This is a genomic window from Arthrobacter sp. Z1-9, assembly GCF_054792695.1.
Genome location: NZ_CP096456.1, coordinates 778,248 through 797,208, shown reverse-complemented (window position 1 = coordinate 797,208; position 18,961 = coordinate 778,248). Strand labels below are relative to the sequence as shown.

17 protein-coding genes and 2 pseudogenes are annotated in these 18,961 nt (G+C 64.9%); 11 read left to right on the top strand and 8 right to left on the bottom strand.

Features of this window, described 5'->3' with window-relative positions; genetic code table 11:
* Positions 1-72 precede the first annotated feature (72 nt).
* From M1D93_RS03810 to M1D93_RS03790, 5 genes are read left to right on the top strand one after another with little or no spacing between them, the layout of a single operon-like run.
* Positions 73-819, top strand: a complete 747-nt coding sequence (locus M1D93_RS03810) for a sugar phosphate isomerase/epimerase family protein (RefSeq protein WP_461173851.1) — start codon at positions 73-75, stop codon at positions 817-819.
* Positions 816-1,952 (top strand): Gfo/Idh/MocA family protein, encoded by a 1,137-nt coding sequence (locus M1D93_RS03805; protein WP_461173850.1) that lies wholly within the window; start codon positions 816-818, stop codon positions 1,950-1,952. Before M1D93_RS03810 ends, M1D93_RS03805 begins: the two co-directional genes overlap by 4 nt.
* Positions 1,949-3,136, top strand: a complete 1,188-nt coding sequence (locus M1D93_RS03800) for a Gfo/Idh/MocA family protein (RefSeq protein ID WP_461173849.1) — start codon at positions 1,949-1,951, stop codon at positions 3,134-3,136. The genes M1D93_RS03805 and M1D93_RS03800 overlap by 4 nt, the downstream gene beginning before the upstream one ends.
* Before the next feature lies 1 nt (position 3,137).
* The gene (locus M1D93_RS03795; RefSeq protein ID WP_461173848.1) at positions 3,138-4,133 is read left to right on the top strand and encodes a sugar phosphate isomerase/epimerase family protein; all 996 of its coding nucleotides are present in this window, start codon (positions 3,138-3,140) and stop codon (positions 4,131-4,133) included.
* 28 nt (positions 4,134-4,161) lie between these two features.
* The gene (locus tag M1D93_RS03790; RefSeq protein WP_461173847.1) at positions 4,162-4,695 is read left to right on the top strand and encodes a GNAT family N-acetyltransferase; all 534 of its coding nucleotides are present in this window, start codon (positions 4,162-4,164) and stop codon (positions 4,693-4,695) included.
* A gap of 37 nt (positions 4,696-4,732) precedes the next feature.
* Here the strand turns inward: M1D93_RS03790 and M1D93_RS03785 are convergent, their stop codons facing one another.
* Together M1D93_RS03785 and M1D93_RS03780 are read right to left on the bottom strand one after the other, a co-directional pair.
* The gene (locus M1D93_RS03785; protein ID WP_461173846.1) at positions 4,733-6,880 is read right to left on the bottom strand and encodes an amylo-alpha-1,6-glucosidase; all 2,148 of its coding nucleotides are present in this window, start codon (positions 6,878-6,880) and stop codon (positions 4,733-4,735) included.
* 54 nt (positions 6,881-6,934) lie between these two features.
* On the bottom strand, positions 6,935-7,996 hold the full coding sequence (locus tag M1D93_RS03780; RefSeq protein WP_461173845.1) for a glycosyltransferase family 4 protein: 1,062 nt from the start codon (positions 7,994-7,996) through the stop codon (positions 6,935-6,937).
* A 228-nt stretch (positions 7,997-8,224) separates the two neighbouring features.
* Between M1D93_RS03780 and M1D93_RS03775 the strand changes: the two genes are divergently transcribed.
* Both M1D93_RS03775 and M1D93_RS03770 read left to right on the top strand, forming a co-directional pair.
* Positions 8,225-8,923, top strand: coding sequence for a DsbA family oxidoreductase (locus M1D93_RS03775; RefSeq protein ID WP_461173844.1), 699 nt, complete (start codon positions 8,225-8,227; stop codon positions 8,921-8,923).
* Between the two features lie 44 nt (positions 8,924-8,967).
* Positions 8,968-9,618, top strand: coding sequence for a TetR/AcrR family transcriptional regulator (locus M1D93_RS03770; protein ID WP_461173843.1), 651 nt, complete (start codon positions 8,968-8,970; stop codon positions 9,616-9,618).
* A gap of 71 nt (positions 9,619-9,689) precedes the next feature.
* On the opposite strand, the gene M1D93_RS03765 is transcribed toward M1D93_RS03770, so the two are convergent.
* Together M1D93_RS03765 and M1D93_RS03760 are read right to left on the bottom strand one after the other, a co-directional pair.
* Complete coding sequence (locus M1D93_RS03765; RefSeq protein WP_461173842.1) at positions 9,690-10,364, bottom strand: LytR C-terminal domain-containing protein; 675 nt, start codon at positions 10,362-10,364, stop codon at positions 9,690-9,692.
* Positions 10,357-10,656 (bottom strand): type II toxin-antitoxin system VapB family antitoxin, encoded by a 300-nt coding sequence (locus M1D93_RS03760; protein ID WP_170850843.1) that lies wholly within the window; start codon positions 10,654-10,656, stop codon positions 10,357-10,359. Before M1D93_RS03760 ends, M1D93_RS03765 begins: the two co-directional genes overlap by 8 nt.
* Before the next feature lie 146 nt (positions 10,657-10,802).
* On the opposite strand from M1D93_RS03760, the gene M1D93_RS03755 reads away from it, so the two are divergent.
* Both M1D93_RS03755 and M1D93_RS03750 read left to right on the top strand, forming a co-directional pair.
* A complete protein-coding gene (locus M1D93_RS03755) occupies positions 10,803-11,732 on the top strand; it encodes a hypothetical protein (RefSeq protein WP_461173841.1) in 930 nt (309 codons plus the stop codon).
* A gap of 60 nt (positions 11,733-11,792) precedes the next feature.
* Positions 11,793-13,430 (top strand): stealth family protein, encoded by a 1,638-nt coding sequence (locus tag M1D93_RS03750; protein ID WP_461173840.1) that lies wholly within the window; start codon positions 11,793-11,795, stop codon positions 13,428-13,430.
* A gap of 83 nt (positions 13,431-13,513) precedes the next feature.
* Here M1D93_RS03750 and M1D93_RS03745 read toward each other — a convergent pair whose 3' ends face one another.
* Positions 13,514-14,443 carry a phosphodiesterase gene (locus tag M1D93_RS03745; protein WP_461173839.1) on the bottom strand — a complete coding sequence of 310 codons (930 nt, stop codon included), beginning with the start codon at positions 14,441-14,443 and terminating at the stop codon, positions 13,514-13,516.
* 159 nt (positions 14,444-14,602) lie between these two features.
* Positions 14,603-15,118 (bottom strand): glutathione peroxidase, encoded by a 516-nt coding sequence (locus M1D93_RS03740; RefSeq protein WP_461173838.1) that lies wholly within the window; start codon positions 15,116-15,118, stop codon positions 14,603-14,605.
* A 12-nt stretch (positions 15,119-15,130) separates the two neighbouring features.
* Here M1D93_RS03740 and M1D93_RS03735 point away from each other — a divergent pair, with 12 nt between their 5' ends.
* Positions 15,131-16,462 carry a hypothetical protein gene (locus tag M1D93_RS03735; protein ID WP_461173837.1) on the top strand — a complete coding sequence of 444 codons (1,332 nt, stop codon included), beginning with the start codon at positions 15,131-15,133 and terminating at the stop codon, positions 16,460-16,462.
* Positions 16,463-16,476: 14 nt separating this feature from the next.
* Here the strand turns inward: M1D93_RS03735 and M1D93_RS03730 are convergent.
* A pseudogene (locus M1D93_RS03730) lies at positions 16,477-16,782 on the bottom strand (M23 family metallopeptidase); the annotation flags it as partial.
* Between the two features lie 1,103 nt (positions 16,783-17,885).
* Between M1D93_RS03730 and M1D93_RS03725 the strand changes: the two are divergent.
* Positions 17,886-18,185, top strand: coding sequence for a hypothetical protein (locus tag M1D93_RS03725; RefSeq protein WP_461175109.1), 300 nt, complete (start codon positions 17,886-17,888; stop codon positions 18,183-18,185).
* 290 nt (positions 18,186-18,475) lie between these two features.
* Here the strand turns inward: M1D93_RS03725 and M1D93_RS03720 are convergent.
* Positions 18,476-18,781: pseudogene (locus M1D93_RS03720) on the bottom strand (M23 family metallopeptidase); the annotation flags it as partial.
* Positions 18,782-18,961: the final 180 nt, after the last annotated feature.

Below are 18,961 nucleotides of genomic sequence, written 5' to 3'. Positions count from 1 at the left end.
GTAGACCAAAGAGCTGTGGCCGAGCCCACTCCCCTGCAGCCCGGAACCGATTCCCACACCAGGAGACCACACATGTCCTACTCCCTCCAGCTCTACACACTGCGGAACGCGATCCAGGAAGACCTTTCGGGAACAATCCGGAAAGTCGCGGAGATAGGGTTCACCCAGGTTGAGCCGTACAACTTCGTAGCCACTGCACACGAGCTCGGCGCGGCCTTGCGGGAGAACGGCCTCACCGCACCCTCCGGCCATGCCCCGCTGCTAAGCCAGGACCAGGACGAAATCTTCGCTGCGGCCAAGGAACTGGGCATCAGCACAGTCATCGATCCGTACATCCCGGCCGAACGTTGGCAGTCCGCGGAGGACGTACAGGCCACCGCCGCGCGATTGAACGAAGCAGCCAAAAAGGGTGCGGAATATGGCATCCGCGTGGGTTACCACAACCACCAGTGGGAGCTCGAGTCCATCATCGAAGGCCGGACCGCCCTGGAGTACTTCGCGGACCTGCTGGACCCCGAACTCGTTTTGGAGGTGGACACCTACTGGGTGGCCGTCGGCGGCCAGGACCCGGTGGAGATCCTCACCAAGCTCGGGGACCGGGTGAAGTTCATCCACATCAAGGACGGGCCCCTGACAACGGACACCAAGGCCCAGCTTCCGGCGGGACAGGGCCAGGTCCAGATTTTGGACGTTATCGCAGCCGCCAAGTCGCTGGAGGTGGGAGTGGTGGAGTTTGATGACTACGCCGGGGACATCTTTGAAGGCATCGACGAGAGCCTGTCATTCCTGACCGCCTCCGGCGAAGGAATCAAGGCATGAACACCTCCTCCTCCGCAACAGGACGCGGTCCGGTGGGCGTTGCCGTCATCGGCGCCGGAAACATCAGCAAGCAGTACCTCGACAACCTGACAGTGTTCCCGGACCTGAAGGTGCATGTCATCGCGGACCTCTTCGAAGAAGCCGCGGAAGCCCGCGCCAAGGAATACGGCATCCCGGAGTGGGGCGGAGTGGAAAAAGCCCTGAGCCACCCCGACGTCGAAATCATCGTCAACCTCACCATCCCTGCCGCCCACGTCGAAGTCGCCACTGCTGCGGTGAACGCCGGCAAGCACGTCTGGACCGAAAAGCCCTTCAGCCTGGACCGTGAATCAGGCCTCGGCCTGCTCAAAACCGCCGACGCCGGAGGCATCCGCCTCGGCTGCGCCCCCGACACCTTCCTCGGCGCAGGACTCCAGACCGCACTGCGGCTGATCCAGCGCGGCGACATCGGAACACCCCTCACCGCGATGACCACGTTCCAGACCCCCGGCCCGGAATCCTGGCACCCCAACCCCGCATTCCTTTTCCAGCACGGCGCCGGCCCCCTGTTCGACATGGGCCCCTACTACCTCACCACGCTGATCCAGGCTTTCGGCTCCATCCGCAAGGTGGCCGCCGTCGGGTCGAAAGCCAAAGAAGTCCGCGTGATCGGTTCCGGGCCCAAAGCCGGCCAGGAGTTCACGGTGGAGGTCCCCACGCACGTCTCAGCAATGGCGCAGTTCGAAAGCGGCGCATCCTCCCACAGCGTGTTCTCCTTCGAGTCGCCCCGGGCACGGATGGGCTTCGTGGAAATCACCGGCACCGAGGCCACCCTCTCCCTGCCGGACCCCAACTATTTCGACGGCGACATCAGGCTCTGGCGCACAGGAGACGAGGACTGGACCACCATCCCTGCCACCGGCCCCGCCAACGGCCGCGGCATGGGCGTCCTGGACATGGCCCGGTCCATCCGCGCCGGTGTCCCCCACCGCGCCACCGGGAACCTGGCCTACCACGTCCTGGATTCCATGGTCTCCATCTCCGAGTCCATGGAATCCGGCACCTTCGTTGACGTCGAAAGCACCGCGCCGGTGTCCGCTCCACTTCCCGAGGACTGGGCCCCCGAAACGCTGACCCTTGGCGGCACCGCATGAGCCAGGAATCAACTACCAGGGGCACGCTGGGCGTAGCGATGATCGGTTACGCCTTTATGGGAAAGGCGCATTCCAACGCCTGGCGGAACGTGGCAAGCTACTTCGACGTCCCCGCCTTCGAGCAGAAGCTGCTTGTGGGCAGGGACGCCGCCGCCGTCTCGGAAGCCGCCGCCAAGTACGGGTGGAGCGAGACGGCCACCGACTGGCGCTCGCTGCTGGACCGGGACGACATCCACATCGTTGATATCTGCGCGCCGGGCTGGATGCACGCCGAGATTGCCATCGCCGCCCTCGCGGCCGGCAAGCACGTGCTGCTGGAGAAGCCACTGGCCAACACCCTCGCCGAGGCCGAGGCCATCACTGCGGCAGCGCAGGCCGCCAGGGCCAAGGGTGTGCAGTCGATGGTGGGATTCAACTACCGCCGCGTTCCCGCCCTGGCCCTGGCGAAGGAGCTGATCGCGGAGGGCAGGCTCGGTACCATCCGCCAGGTCCGCGCGGCCTACCTGCAGGACTGGCTCGCCGACGAGTCCGCCCCCATGACCTGGCGGCTCAGGAAGGACACCGCAGGCTCCGGGGCGCTGGGGGACATCGCCTCCCACGCCATCGACCAGGTCCTCTTCCTGCTCGATGACCAGGTCACTGAGGTCTCGGGCCGCCTGCAGACGTTCGTGGGCCGCCGGCCCGGAGCCACGGGGCTTGAAGACGTAACGGTCGACGACGCCGCCTGGGCAACGCTGACCCTCGCCTCCGGGGCAGTCGCCTCAGTGGAGGCCTCCCGGGTGGCGACCGGCCGGAAGAACTCCCTGCAAATCGAAATCTACGGCGATAAAGGCGCCCTGCGCTTCGACCTGGAGAACCTGAACGAACTCCGGTTCCTTGACGCCACGGCGCCCGCGCGCGAGCAGGGCTTCCGCCGGATCCTCGTAAGTGAACCCCAACACCCCTACCTGGACGCCTGGTGGCCGCAGGGCCACATCATCGGCTGGGAGCACACCTTCACGCACGAAGTCCGCGACTTCCTGCTCGCCGTCGGCAGCGGGACCGAACCTTCGCCGTCGTTCGAGGACGGGCTGGAAGTCCAGCGCATCCTGGACGCCGTGGAAGAGTCCGCCGCCGCAAAGAGTTCCAGCATCCAGCTGAACCCCGCCGCCCGCCCTGCCGCAACCACCACCGAAGGAGCCTGACATGCCCCGCCCCTACACCCTGTTCACCGGCCAGTGGGCCGACCTCCCCTTCGAGGAAGTCGCACGCCTGGCGTCCGGCTGGGGTTACGACGGCCTGGAAATCGCCGTCTCCGGCGACCACCTGGACGCCTGGCGCTGGGACGAACCCGGCTACGTCGAATCCAAGCTCGCCGTGCTGGAGGAGTACAACCTGAAGGTCTGGGCCATCTCCAACCACCTCAAGGGCCAGGCCGTCTGCGATGACCCCATCGACTTCCGCCACGAAGCCATCGTCGGGTCCAAGGTCTGGGGCGACGGCGACCCCGAAGGCGTCCGCACCCGCGCCGCCGAGGAAATGAAACACACCGCCCGGCTCGCCAAGGCACTTGGCGTGGACACCGTCGTCGGCTTCACCGGCTCCGCCATCTGGCAGTACGTCGCCATGTTCCCGCCCGTCCCCGAAAAGGTCATCGACGCCGGCTACCAGGACTTCGCCGACCGCTGGAACCCCATCCTGGACGTCTTTGACGAATGCGGCGTCCGCTTCGCCCATGAAGTACACCCCTCCGAGATCGCCTACGACTACTGGACCACCGTCCGCACCCTCGAAGCGATCAACCACCGCCCGGCGTTCGGGCTGAACTGGGACCCGTCGCACATGATGTGGCAGGGCATCGACCCCGTGTCCTTCATCTGGGACTTCAAGGACCGGATCTACCACGTGGACTGCAAGGACACCAAGATCCGGCAGACCGGCCGGAACACCGTCCTGGGCTCCCACCTCGCCTGGGGCGACCCCCGCCGGGGCTGGGACTTCGTCTCCGCCGGGCGCGGCGACGTCCCGTGGGAGGCATCCTTCCGCGCCCTGACCGCGATCGGCTATGAAGGCCCCATCTCAGTGGAGTGGGAAGACGCCGGCATGGACCGCCTGCACGGCGCCCCCGAAGCCCTCGCCGCGTTGAAGAAGTTCGACTTCCCGCCGTCGAACACCTCCTTCGACGCCGCCTTCAAGCAGTAAGCCGAAGGCAGGCACGTACAATCCCTGCATGACCTCCGCCATCCGCAAAGCAACAACGGACGACGCCGGCGCGCTGGCTGCGCTGGCGGCCGTCACCTTTCCGCTGGCCTGCCCGCCGTCGTCGTCGCCGCAGGACATCGCGGAGCACCTTGCCAACACGCTCAGCGAACGGCACTTCCAGGCGTACCTCGCCGACCCGGACGTCATCATCCTGGTGATCGACGCCGGCGGCGACCTGCGCGGCTACAGCCTGCTGGTGAACCGGCCGGCAGAAGACCGGGACGTGGTTTCAGTGCTGGAGATCCTGCCGTCGGTGGAACTCAGCAAGTGCTATGTGCATCCGGAACACCACGGGCTCGGTGCCGCTGCGGAACTGATGCACGCCAGCCTGGCTGCAGCTGCGGAAGCAGGCGGACAAGGTGTCTGGCTGGGAGTCAACAGCCAGAACGCCAGGGCCATCCGTTTCTACGAGAAATCCGGATTCCGCAAAGTGGGCACCAAGTCGTTCCGGCTGGGAAGCACAGTGGAGCATGACTTCGTGCTGGAACGGCCAGTCCCCTGACGGCTGCACCAGCCTAGTGCCGGCAATGTTTGTGCCTTCAGGCGTGCTGATGGGCCTTTGGCGGGTAGGCCAGGGGCGGACGTGGTTCCGATAAAAGCTTCAGGCCCGGCGGGAGCCCATCAATGCTGCCGCCGGTCCCGTGAGCCCTGATGGTGATCCGGGAGGTGTTGATCAGGACGTTCGCAGCCTCGAAATCGCCCATGTCCTCAGGGAGGATCGGCGCCAGGTGCACCACTCCGTAGGTGTAGACGGGGTCGAAGCGGAGCAGCACGCGCATCAGCTGCACCGGCGCCGCCGCAGCCCAGGCCTGGGGCGAGCACGCGGTGGGGTAGGGCACAGGTCCTGCGAACTCCCCGCGGTCAAAACCGCAAAACAGTTCCGGCAGCCGACCATCAAAGTGTTCGGCGGCGTCAATGAGGCCGGAGGCAACCCGCCGGGCCTCCTCCACGAATCCGTACCGCATCAGCCCTGTTGCCACCAGCGCGGAATCGTGCGGCCAGACCGAACCGTTGTGGTAACTCACGGGATTGTAGGCGCCCATGTCCGAGCCCAGGGTGCGGATTCCCCAGCCAGTGAACATCTGGGGTGACATCAGGTGCTCCACCACGGACTGCGCTTTATCTTCGTCAACGATGCCCAGCCAAAGGCAGTGGCCCATGTTGGACGTACAGGCATCCACTGCCCGCTTGTCCTTGTCCAGCGCCACCGCGAAATAACCCTTGTCCGGCAGCCAGAACTTTTCATTGAAGGCAGCCTTGAGGGTAGCGGCCTTGTCGGCCCAGTGCTGTTCCAGAGCCACGTCGCCGTCCCAGCGCGCCAGCAGCGACCGGCCGATATAGGCGGAGTAGACGTACGCCTGGACTTCGCACAGGGCGATAGGGGCTTCTGCGATGGTGCCGTCAGCATAGTTGATGCCGTCCCAGGAGTCCTTCCAGCCCTGGTTGACCAGCCCGTGGTCATTTGGCCTTTTGTACTCCACGAATCCGTCGCCGTCGCGATCACCGTACTTTTCAATCCAGTCCAGGGCACGGTCCGCGTGCGGAAGCAGCGGGTGGATGATCTCGCGCGAGAGGCCCCAGCGGCTCAACTCGCCCAGGAGACCTACGAACAGCGGGGTGGCGTCTGCTGTGCCGTAATAGGCTGTCCCTCCCAGGGACAGCCCGGCAGTCACACCCAGCCTCACCTCGTGCGGAATGCGCCCCGGTTCTTCCTCGGAGTCCGGATCCACCTTGGTTCCCTGCAGCCCGGCCAGGGTCTGCAGCGTTCCGGCCGCCAGTTTCGGACTCACCAGCAGGCTCATGTAGGACGAGAGCAGCGAATCACGGCCGAACAGGGCCATAAACCATGGCGCCCCGGCTGCCACCGCCACCCGGCCCGGATGGTGCTCGTCGAAAATCCGCAAGGAGCCGAGATCGCTCTGGCTGCGGTTCAACACCTGCTGCAGGTTGGCGTCCGTCACTGTGACCTGGGGGACGTTTTCCTCCCAGGCCCGGTGCCGGCGTACCCCTTCACGGTGGCCTGGAAGCCGCTCCTCGGTGAAAGGATCGGCAGGTGCCTGTCCGTTGACGAGTGGCACCACAATGACGCTGGTGGCCCACTTGCCCCTGGCAGGCACGGTGGCGTGGAAGCGGAGTCCATCGCTGCCGACGTCGGCACCTGCCGCCCTGATCGAGGTTCCCCGCCGCTGCCCGTGGCGGCTGGCCTCGATCACGAGGCTGCCGTCCACTACTTCGCGCGTGGCCTCGGCACCCCGCGTTGTCCGGCCGCCCTTAACGTCGAAGAGGTCGGCCTGGTCAGCATCCAGGAGCAGCTCGATCTCGCAATCCACCGGCTCGGCCGAGAAGTTTTCCAAGGTGATGTCGTCCTGCAGGCCTGGACCGACATGACGGGCCTGGCGGACCACCAGGGGGCTGTCGAACCTGCCGTCCGGCCACTTTGCCCGGCCAACAAAGGTGGCTCCGAAGGGCTGCGGCTTCTGGGCGACCAGAGGCTCACGAAGCGCGCCGTTGATCCGCAGGATCCAGCGGGAGATGATGCGGGTGTCCTGGAAAAATGCCCCATTCGCGCCGGCGTCGGAACTAATGTCACCCGTTTCGGACGAGATGCAGAACGAGGACCCTTCCACGATCGTGACCGACCCTGATTCGGATGCGCCCGCCTCAGTATCGGCGTTCCATGCGGTCATGAAGGCACTCCTTCGCTAGGCGGCGGGCTTTTCGCGGATCGCCAAGACCATCCCTTAAAGATTCTGGTGCAACCTGACCGTATCCGGAACCCCTGCCGGAGGCTCCCCTGCAACCAGCCTCTCGAAAAGCCAAAGGTGCTCGTTCACCATGCGTTCCTCACAGAACCGTTCCTCAACGGCCCTGCGGCACGCCGTACGGCTCAGGCTTCCGGCCAGTCCGACGAAGCCCGCCAACTGCTCTATCTCCCCCAGGTATCCGGTCCGTCCATGCTCGACTATTTCAGGGGCGGAACCGGCGGGGGTACCGATGACGGGGGTGCCGGTGGCCAGCGCCTCGATCATGACCAGCCCGAAGGGCTCCGGCCACTGGATCGGGTTCAGGAACGCCAGCGCTTCCCCCATCAGCCGGTACTTGCTGGCATCGTCCACTTCGTCGACGACGTCGTCATCAGGCCCCAGCATGGGTTGGATCACCTCACGGAAAAAGCGGACCTCGTCCGGTTGGCGCATTTTGGCAGCTATCCGCAATGGCATGCCGGCCTGGTGGGCGATCAGGACAGCCTCCAGCAACCCCTTGTCCGGGCAGGCCCTTCCCACGAAGCACAGGTATCCTCCGTTGCCTGTTCCCACTGGAACCGAGGAAACATCCATGCCATGGTGGATCACCCGCGTGACCGGCACATCCGGTGCATGTGAACCCTGGTTGCGGGAGATGGCGATAACCGCCGCCCTCCGGGCAACGGCTTTGTAAATATCGGCCGCTGCAGCATCGAGCCGGCAGTGGATGGTTGTTACCAGTGGTATCCGCCCCGGTCGATGGAGGTACAAGGGACCGGCCAGGGTGTGGTCATGGATGATGTCCGTACTTCCCAGGCCCTCGTAGGCCCGCGCCACATGGCTGAGTTCGGACAGGGACTGGTTCAGCTCCTCCGGCACCGAGGGCCGCATGCCCGGAACCCTTGGCACCGGACACGTACTGTCGGAGGGCGCCGCCAGGAGTACCTCGTGGCCCGCTGCGGCGAAACCCCGTGCCAGGGTATCCACTACCCTTTCGGTGCCGCCGTAGGTCACCGGCGGAACCGGAATCCACGGTCCCGCTACCAGTCCAATTCGCATTCCTGGCCTCCAGGGAAACGACAGGCCGGGCTCCCCAGTTGGCCGGGCAGTTCCATCCACGGAACCTGGCCGGGTCCGCGGTGTTGGGGAAACAGCGAACACTTTCGGGATGTCCGTGAAACCCACATTCTGACTATTGCCCAGGATCACCCCGGGAACAAGACCCTGTGTGCGCTATCTAACACCGGTTCCCGGAATGGTGGCCGGAAGCCCGCTGTAGGCGACAGTATGAAGATTGAGATCTGGTCAGATGTCGCGTGCCCTTGGTGCTACATCGGCAAGCGCCGCTTTGAGGCTGCCCTTGCAGCCTTCCCGCACAAAGATGCGGTAGAAGTCACGTGGCGCAGTTACCAGCTGGATCCCACCCTCCCCGAGCACTACGACGGGACGGAGTTGGACTACCTCAGCAGCCGCAAGGGCCTGCCCCGGCAGCAGGTCTCGCAGATGTTTGACCATGTCACGCAGCAGGCCAAAGGCGAGGGCCTCGACTACCGGTTCGATTCCGTGGTGGTGGCAAACAGCTTCACAGCACACCGCTTGATCCATCTTGCCGCCGCCCACGGCAAGCAGGACGAAGCCAAGGAGCGCCTGCTCAGCGACCACTTCGAACACGGCAAGGACATCGGGAGCCGGGAGTACCTGACGTCCTTGGCCCTGGACCTCGGTATCAACAAGGACGAGGTGGAGGAGCTGTTCACCACGGACAAGTACGCCGACGACGTCCGCTCCGATTTCGAGGAAGGCCGTGCCCTGGGCATCAGCGGCGTCCCCTTCTTCGTCATCGACCGTAAGTTCGGACTTTCCGGCGCCCAGCCCACCGAAACCTTCACCACCGCGCTCACCCAGGCCTGGCAGGAAGCCAACCCGTTGGTGCTCGTAAACACCACAGACGGCGAGGCCTGTGGGCCGGACGGCTGCTCCGTCTAACCCCAAAACCGCAGTTTGGTGACACTTCGCGGTAAAGTGTCTACATGCCCAGGATTTCAGCGGCCAGCAACGCCGAGCAGCGTGCCGAAACGCAGCGCCGCATCCTCACCGCCTTCGGTGAGCTCCTTTTTTCCCACGGCCTCCCCGGGCTGACCATGACGGACGTTGCCCGGCATGCAGGGGTGGGCCGGACCGCCGTCTACAACTACTACGCGGACATCGAAGAGCTGCTCATCTCCTACGCCCTGGAGGAGACGGAGAAGTTCCTGTCCGAGCTCCGCGAAGCACTCGGCCGGCTGGACAACCCGGTGGAACGGCTGGCGCTGTACGTGCGGGCCCAGGTGGTGGACCTCAGCCGCCGCCACCTTCCGCCCGGGCCGGCGATGGGAGCCGTGCTGTCGCCGTCGTCCTTTGCCAAACTCGCTGATCACGTGGGCGAGCTGAGCGTCCTGCTGCAGGGCATCCTGCGAGACGGGATGGAGCAGGGCTACCTGCCCGCGGCTGACATCGGCCAGCAGGCGCAGCTGATTCTTGGCACGCTGTCCTCCAGCGCCGCCAGGGGCAGTGACGAGCCGGCGGAGCTGGAAGCCAGGGTGGGCAGGACGGTTCGCTTCATCCAACTGGGCGCCGGAGCGAGGTTCGACGACGCCGGCCGCCCTATCCGCCTTGCCCCGCTTCCCGCTGTGGCAAGCTAAGTTGCCCTTTCACCTGCGGTCCTCAGGCCGGTTCAACCACCCGAGCTGACAGCGCCTCTGCGGGTCAGGCCTCAGGGGGCTGGCGCCGCCGTGGGGACGACCGGCAACTTTTCATCATCCGCGATCCGGCGGCTTTCCCGGGGGCAGCTGAGGGTGCCCGGCGTCTGGTCAACGAGCTCCGGCGGGGCCAGCGCAGCGTAGTCCTGGGCCAGGATGACGTCCACACTGCCGTCTGTCCTGCCGTCCTGGAAGTAATCCGAGCCCGGCAGGTTGCGTTGGACACTGAAGGCCGCTGACTGGCCTGCAGCCCCGGAGACCACTGCTGCGACGCCCCGGTAGCCTGCGTCGACGTTCGATACCGCCCCCACAACGAACTTCCGGGCCAGGAACTCGTCCGCTACCGTCCGCGCCAGGCCCGGCCTGCTGGTCGAGTTGTAGACGTTGAGGTTGACCTTGTCGTTGGGCGTGTAGTCGAAGGTTGCCGCGGGGCAGGTGGAGACAGTCTCATCTGCAGGCTCGGCCGCAGGGATCTTCAGGCGCCCGTTGATGATGGCCAGCGCGGTAATAATGGCCGCAACGATCAGTCCGATGAGGATCACCAGCACCACCGCATGCAGCACGCGGCGGCGCACCCGCGCCGTATCGTCGGCGTCGTGGTTCGATTCGAAAGTGGCCCGCAACTCAGGACCGGTGACAACGTGGTGGCCATGGAGGACGCTGGCGTCCTGCTGCTTCTTCCTAGCCATCTATAACCAAAACACGGGCGTGGATCGCAGTGCGCTGGTGCAGGGCGGTCCGGACGGCGCGGTGCAGGCCGTCCTCCAGGTAAAGAGTCCCCTGGTACTGCACCACGTGAGGAAAGAGGTCGCCGAAAAAGGTGGAATCTTCGGCAAGGAGCGCCTCCAGGTCCAGAGTGCGCTTGGTGGTCACCAGCTCGTCCAGCCTGACAGGACGCGGTGGCAGCGCCGCCCATTCCTTGGGCGTGTTGTAACCATGGTCAGGGTAAGGGCGGCCCTCGCCCACCGCTTTGAATATCACCATGCCACCCTAGGCACCCGATGGTCCCAGCGAAAGTACCCAGCAGGCCGCCGGTCAGGTTGTAGCCAAACAGTGACCAAGAGTCACACACTGTGATCCTGGCGCCACGGGCCGGGAGTCCAGGGCGCTGCTGACAGAATGGACCCATGACAGCATCCGAGTTCCTTGCCGCCTCAACATCGGGCGCACGCCACCCCGCCACGCCTCCCCTGGCACTGCTGCTGGATGTGGACGGGCCGATTGCAAGCCCTGTCACGCGTGAAGTGAAACAGGACATCATCCAGGATCTCGTGGCGTTGGCTTCTGCCGGCATTCCCGTCATTTTCAACACCGGCCGCTCGGACGCCTTCATCCGTCAGCAGGTCATGGAACCGATGATCGCAGCAGGCATCCCGGGCGGCACCATCATCCACGCCATCTGCGAAAAGGGTGCCGTCTGGTTCAGCTATACGTCGGCGGGCCCCGGTCCCATCCATATTGACCGCGAACTGGCGGTGCCCGCAGCCTATGGGGACGACGTCAGGCGGCTGGTGGCCGCGGGCTACGCGGCGCACATGTTCTTCGATGAAACCAAACGGGCAATGGTGTCCGTGGAACAGCACATCGAGGTGTCCAACGCCGATTATCTTGCCGAACAGAAACTTTTCGACGCCGACGCCATGGACCTGATGGGCCGCCACGGGCTGGGAGTGGTCCGGCTGGATCACCACGCTCCCGATTCCGACGACGAAGTGGACTACCGCGTGGACCCCACCATCATCTCCACGGACATTGAGTCGGTGCGGCTGGGCAAGGACCTCGGCGCCAGCCGGGCAGTGGAACTGCTCGCCGCCCAGGGCATCACGCCGCAGGCCTGGCGGACAGTGGGAGACTCGCGCACGGACTACGCCATGGCCGACTGGCTCCATCACAACGACCACGCGGTACAGCATGTGGATGTCCGGCCCGCCGACGGCGTTCCGGACAAGCCGTACACTGTCCTGACGGCCGCGGACCTGGGACTCGAAGGCTCCGTCATCCACGACGACGCCGGCGGTGCTTTCCTGCGCAGCTGGCTGGAAGATCTCGGTGCCTAACCCCGTTCCGTACCCCGGGCGGCCCTGACCGAAACCTGCTGTTTCCACCGCGCGGCTATCATGCAGGTAGAAACGCATACTTTGACGAGCACGGAGACGACCATTACAGAAGCACCGGTTCAAGACGAGGTCTACTACGGCGGCCAGGCATCCGTAGAGGAACAATTTCACGCGGAGATCACTTCAGCCGAAGCTGAGCAGCGGCTTAACCCCCGCCCTGATGTCATCACGCATAAGGGCCGCATCGCGCTGATCAACCACAACAGGACCCCCTACCAGGCCATGGTGGAGGACCTGCTGTTCGTACGCAATGTGCTGGCCAACGCGGACCTGGCCTACCTGCTGGTAAGGGGCAACAATCACCGGCCCGTCATTGCCCTGGACTGGAAGGACCGGAAGAAACTGCGGGCCGCCCTCGTGGAAGCATGCCGGGACGAGCCGTTCTATTCCATGACCGTGGATGCCAAGAAAAAAACCTCACTGCTGGTGGCGGACGGCGAGCTCTCCTCCAATAAGCACGCGCGTATCTTCCGCCTCTACCGGCCCCGCGTGGAACCCGCGGGCGGCTTCGAGTTCGGTGCTTCTGCAGGTGTCCAGATCGAGCTTTGGTCCTTCAAGGCCGACGAAATCACCCTGCCGATCGAGAACTCACTGACGCGCAGGACCCTGCTCCGGCAGGATGCCGTCCGCGGCACCGTTGAGCGTTACGGCCACACCTGGCCAACCATCGAGAACATGTTCGCCGACCACGCCAGCGACATCAGCTTCGACATCGACCTGGTGTTCTCCTGGGTGGACGGCAGCTCCCCGGAGTACATTGCCGCCCGGCGGGCCCAGCAGAAGGACGTTGTCCTGGGCGAAGGCGACGACCACGAGGCCCGCTTCCGGCAGGTCAACGAACTCAAGTACGCACTCCGGTCCGTGTACATGTTCGCTCCGTGGATCCGGCGCATCTTCATTGCCACGGACTCACCGGCACCTGAGTGGCTGGCCGAACACCCGTCGGTGACCATCGTCCGCAGTGAGGAGTTCTTCTCGGACCCCTCCGTGCTTCCCACGCACAACTCCCAGGCGGTCGAGTGCCAGCTCCACAACATTGAGGGCCTCTCGGAGCACTTCCTGTACTCCAATGACGACATGTTCTTCGGCCGGCCGGTCAGTCCCGACCTGTTTTTCACGCCGGGCGGCATCACGAAGTTCATTGAGGCGGAAACCCGGATCGGTTTGGGTGAGAACGCCGTAGAGCGCAGCGGGTTCGAGAATGCGGCCCGCGTCAACCGCAAACTGCTGTGGAACCGGTTTGGCCGGATCACCACCCGGCACCTCGAGCACAGTGCCGCCCCGCTGCGCCGCAGCGTCGTGGCCAGGATGGAGCGCGAGTTCCCAGAGGAGTTCCGGAAGACGGCGGCCAGCCGGTTCAGGGCGGCGGACAACATTTCCGTCACCAACTCCTTCTACCACTACTACGCTTTGTTGACGGGGCGCGCAGTAACCCAGACAGCGGCAAAGGTCCGTTACGTGGACACCACCATGCGTGTTGGGCTCAACTACCTGCCCAAACTGCTGGCCAAGCGCAACATGGACTTCTTCTGCCTGAATGATGGCAGCTTTCCGGAGGTGGACGCCGACGAGCGCGCCAAACTGGTGACCGACTTCCTGGACAAGTACTTCCCCATCAAGGCGCCCTGGGAAAAGTAGCACCCGGGACATAGACGCGGGGACATGCGGTCAAACTGAATAAGGTCCGTGCCGCCCGGCGGCACGGACCTTGCAGTACCTGGCTAGCGGCCCGAGGGCTGACCGAGCTTTGCACTGCTCCGCTGCTTGGCCGTCTCCGGTATCCGGACCCCGGCTGCGGCCAGCCGGCGTTTTGTGTCTTCCGGGGAGACGTACTCCCCCACCGTCGTTGACCTGCCCATGGGAACCACGGAATGCACGATCGTGTGCTCGTACACATGGACAAGGTTGAAGGACTGTCCGCTGTCCTGTCCCCTGGTGCCGCCCACAGGAACGTTAAGGTCCTGGGTGTAACAGCTGGCAGAGGCCACGGACACGGGGATGCCGGCGAAGCTCGCCGTCGTCGAATAATGCAGGTGACCCGCCAGGATGGTGCGGACATCTGAATTGCGGACGACCGCCTCCAGGGAAGCCTGGTCCCGCAACTCAACCAGGACCGAAAGGTCAAGGACAGAAGGAGCGGGCGGGTGGTGCAGCGCCAGGATGGTGCCGTCGGGGGCCGGCGTGTCCAGTTGCCGTGTGAGCCACTCCAACTGAGAGGAGCTGAGCTCGCCGTGGTGGAAGCCCGGCACGGAGGTGTCCATGGTGATGACACGGAGCCCGTTGATGAAGTAGCTCTTGTCCACGGGGGCGTCGTTCGCGGGTTCGTCCAGCAGGCCCGTCCTGAAGTTGGCGCGGTTGTCATGGTTGCCCATAGCCCAAATAACTTCTGCGCCCAGTTCTTCACATGCAGGCTCAACGATCGCCCGAAGTTTGTCGTAGGCCACAGGATCGCCCTTATCGGCAAGGTCCCCGGTGAAAATGACAGCCTCCGGCCGTGCACCCGATGCCTTGACCTCTTCGAAGAGTTGGATGAGGCGCGCTTCGCTGTCGACGACGCCGTAAAGGGGGTCCGGCCCTCCCATCAGGTGGGGATCGCTCAGGTGGAGTAGGAAGTGGCGTGGCCGGGGGTGTTCGGCCTCGATGTGCTCCATTGCTGCCTCTGTGGTCGGTGGGAAACGGCGTTTCCCTTGTACCCTTCAGTAACCTTTATCCAATCAGACAATCGGCTAACTTTGGGTAAATCGCAGTGGCTGATGTGGAAAAAGGTAAAAGAACTGCGCTTTTGCGCTGCCGCGTTCGACAGAGCGGCGCTAGGAGCCGAGGGCTTCCTCGATGGCGTCAATCACCTCCGCCGAATCGGGCTCCGTTGTCGGCGCAAAGCGGTTCACCACTTCGCCGTCGCGGCTGACGAGGAACTTCTCAAAGTTCCACTTCACCAATCCGGGCAGCAGTCCGGTCTTGAACTTGGTGAGCTCCCTGTAAAGCGGGTGCTGGTGCCTGCCGCGGACGTTCGTCTTGACGGTCAGCGGGAACGTCACCCCGAAGTTCCGCTGGCAGAACTCGGCTATTTCGCTGTCACTGCCGGGCTCCTGCCCGGCGAATTGGTTGCACGGAACGCCGAGGACCTCAAACCCGCGGTCCCGGAACTTTTCATAGAGCGTTTCCAAGCCCGTGTACTGGGCAGTAAACCCGCAGTTGGAGGCAACGTTCACCACCATCACCACTTTGCCCTTGAATCTGCCGAAATCAGTGGCGGTTCCGTCATTCAGGGTCAGTGGGATCGGGTACAAGGGGGTCACAGGCTGCGTCCTCGGAAAGTTGTCCATGCGTGGAATTCGTTGTCAGCGGCCCACTGTACTGGTCCGGGCTGGAACTTCCTGTGTGCAACTCCCGCCGGGGTTTACGGTTCCGGCGTCGCGGACGGACTGGTTGGTGGTGCAGGTTCGGTCGGCGCAGGTTGGATCGGTGCAGGTTGGATCGGTGCAGGCGCCTGGGTTGGTGCCGGTGGTGGTGGTGCCGGGGACGGCGTGATCGGAGCTGGCGGTGGTGCCGGCGCAGGCGGTGGTGGAGGAGCCGGCGCAGGCGGTGGCGGAGGCGGAGGTGCCGGCGCAGGCGGTGGCGGAGGCGGAGGTGCCGGCGCAGCCGGTGCCGGTGGAGGTGCCGGCGCAGCCGGTGCCGGTGGAGGTGCCGGCGCAGCCGGTGCCGGTGGAGGTGCCTGGCTTGGTGCCGGCGACGGCGTGATCGGAGCCGGCTCAGGCGCTGGCGCTGGTGGCGGTTGTGCCGGCGCAGCCGGTGGCGGTGGTGCCGGGGAAGGTTGGATCGGTGACGGCGTGATCGGAGCTGGCGGAGCCGGCTCAGGCGCTGGTGGCGGTGGTGCCGGCGCAGCCGGTGGCGGTGGCGGTGGAATCGGCGCAGGTTGGATCGGGGAAGGCGGCGGCTCACTTGGCGACGGCGCGGGCTGGATAGGGGAAGGCGGCGGCGTTCCCGGATCTGACGGCTCACTCGGCGACGGCGAGGGCGTTCCCGGGTCTGACGGCTCGCTCGGCGACGGCGTTCCCGGGTCTGACGGCTCACTCGGCGACGGCGATCCCGGATCTGACGGCTCACTCGGCGACGGCGATCCCGGATCTGACGGCTCACTCGGCGACGGCGATCCCGGATCTGACGGCTCACTCGGCGACGGCGATCCCGGATCTGACGGCTCACTCGGCGACGGCGTTCCCGGATCTGACGGCTCACTCGGCGACGGCGTTCCCGGATCTGACGGCTCACTCGGCGACGGCGTTCCCGGATCTGACGGCTCACTCGGCGACGGCGTTCCCGGATCTGACGGCTCACTCGGCGACGGCGACGGCGTTCCCGCACCGGCGGGCGCGCTCGGCGACGTCGTTCCGGAGTCTGCCGGCGTAATCGGCGACAGCGAGGATGCCGGCCAAGAAGGTGACGCCGCAAGTGTCGTCGGCGAACTTACCCAGCGGGGAGCCGAGGGAGGTTCGTTGCCCTGCCCCACTGGGATGGTCCAAGTTACCGGCACAGTGGATGGAGCCCCGATGCCCGGCAGGTACGTCCGCAGATCAGCAAATCCGGCGCCGACCGGTCGGACCGGTATCAGGAGCCACTTCAGGGGACTGATGTGGTGCCCGTTGAGGATTGTCTCGAAGTGCAGGTGACATCCCGTCGACCATCCGGTCGAGCCTACCCGCGCAATGTACTGGCCAACGTTGATCGAGTCGCCGCTGCGGACGGCAATGGACTCGAGGTGGTTGTAGGTGCTGATGAGTCCGTTGCCGTGATCTATCTCTACCCGGTTGCCGCCGCCCCAAGGATGCCATCCGGCAGCCCGTACCACTCCTGAATCAGCGGCGTAAACCTGAGTGCCGCACGACGCCGCATAGTCCTGGCCGAGGTGGAAATCCCCCGCTGCCCCGGACAGTGGGCTTACGCGAAATCCGAAAGGTGACGAAGGGTACAGCAGTTTGAGGGGCGCCATCAGATAACCGGCAGGCGGCCTGCCCACCGTCGTCAGCTCAACCGTCAGCGGGGACGGAACGTTCTCGCTGGAGCTGCTCACCAGCGGACGCGGGAAGGTAATCTCCACGTCTGGAGCGGTCAGGATGTTAGCAGTCAAGGGGCTGGCTACAAGGCCGTCCGACGACGGCATGCCTACGTCCGTATTGCCGTGCAACGCTGTTCCCGTTCCGGTTTCGGGGCCAGTCCCGGGTCCGGTTCCTGTACCTATTCCTGCACTGGTTCCGGTTCCGTTACTCGAACCGTTACTCGATCCCGCGGGAATCCCCACGGCACCCATTCCTGCGACGGGACGGACGAAAGCGGCAGTAGCAGTGTCGGATTCGGAGGTGCTCGCAGAAAGGTTCAAAGCGCAGACAGAAATGGCAAGTACCCCGGTGGCCGCCACAGCACGGGCAGCGGGCAGGCACAACCCTCGGGGGTTTTTGGCGTCCTTCCCGGAAACCGCGTGAGTGCCCATGAGCCTGACTCCAGGATGTGGCGACCGCCCCTGTCTTGACGGTACCTCCCATGTGAACATACATGCCGGGCCCCTGTGAACCCCGTAACGGGACAATGCGGTTTTTTTGTGGATGCCCGCCGTCTTGGTTCCGCACGTAAGATGCCCGATCCTGCATGTGGACACCCCGCTTTGTGCTTGTGATCAGTCCCCGACCCGGGCTCTGGACGAGGAGTCCATCCCTCCCGAAGTGAGGTGTGTCGGTGCCCGGGCTACGACGTCCGCCCTCGCCACATTCGTCACGGCTGTGGTGTCAAGGGAGTTGGTTTCCGGCATTTTTGGGCCATCATGCAGGGTCTGCGGGATCGCGTACAAGGTTTTCGCAAGCTGTGCCCTCAGGAAGTTGTACGCTGCCCGGATCCGTTGCTGATACATCTGGGAACAGGTTTGGTGTTTCCGGAGTCGGATCTGCAGGGCAGCTTTCCGACGCCGGGGATTGGTCCTCGAGGGGCGAAGGCGTAGGCACCACCGCAGGTTCCGGGCTGTCAATGGGGATGGGCGTCAGCGTCGGGGATGGTACAACCGGGGCAGGGTCCGGTAATTGCGTCGGTTCGATCGGCGCCGCCGTGAGTTCAATCGGCGCCGGCGTCGGGACCGGCGTGACTTCAACCGGTGCCGGGGTCAGCGTCGGGTTCGGTGTCGGGGACGGGGTCGGCGTCGGCGTGACTTCAACCGGTGCCGGGTTCGGCGTCGGGGTCGGGGACGGGGTCGGCGTCGTGGACGGCAGAGTCGGCGATGGTGCGGGCGCAGTCGGTTTCGGTGTTGACGTTGACGTTGACGTCGACGGTTGGGTCGGTGGCGCTGTCGGGGATGACGCACTTGGCATCCCCGCCGGGAACGACGCCTTGGGCGGCTCCGTCTGCTGAGTGCCGGCACGACCAATCGCCGCGGCAGCCCGCAGCAGAAGTGGCGACGTCGTCTTTGCAGGCGTTCCTGCCTGGACTTCACCCTCGTGAGGGTCGTCGTGATCGTGGCCCAACGGCAGCACCCAACTGGTGGTCCCTTGGGAGGGAGAGCCAAACCCGGGCAGGTAGCTTCGCATTTCACCGGATGCGTCGCCGGCCAAGGGCCGGGCAGGCATGAGAGACCACTTCATGGGACTCGTGTGGCGACCATCGAGGATCGTTTCAAAGTGCAGGTGGCATCCCGTCGACCAACCGGTGCTGCCCACCTCGCCGAGGATTTGGCCCGCGTTGATCTCTTCGCCCGTACGGACAGCGATGGCCTCAAGGTGGTTGTACGTTGTGATCAGGCCGTTGCCGTGATCGATTTCCACCCTGTTGCCGCCTCCCCAAGGGTGCCAGCCTGCAGCACGCACCAGTCCTGAGTCCGCCGCGTAAACGCTTGTTCCGCAGGGGGCGGCATAGTCCTGCCCCAGATGGAAGTCGCCGGTAGCGCCGGACAAAGGGCTCACCCGGAAGCCGAAGGGCGAGCTGGCATTGAGCAGAGTCAGTGGCGCCATCAGGAAGCCGGCCGGCGGCCTGCCGAAGCCTGTCGTTCCCACCGTCAGCGGCTGGGAGTTCTCCCCGCGGTAACCGCCTATTGCCGCATGGGGAAAGGTGACAAGTGCCCCTGGGTTCGTAAAAGCCGCCGCCTGCAGCATCCCGGCACCAACCCTGTCCGAACCCAGCGCGTCCGAGCC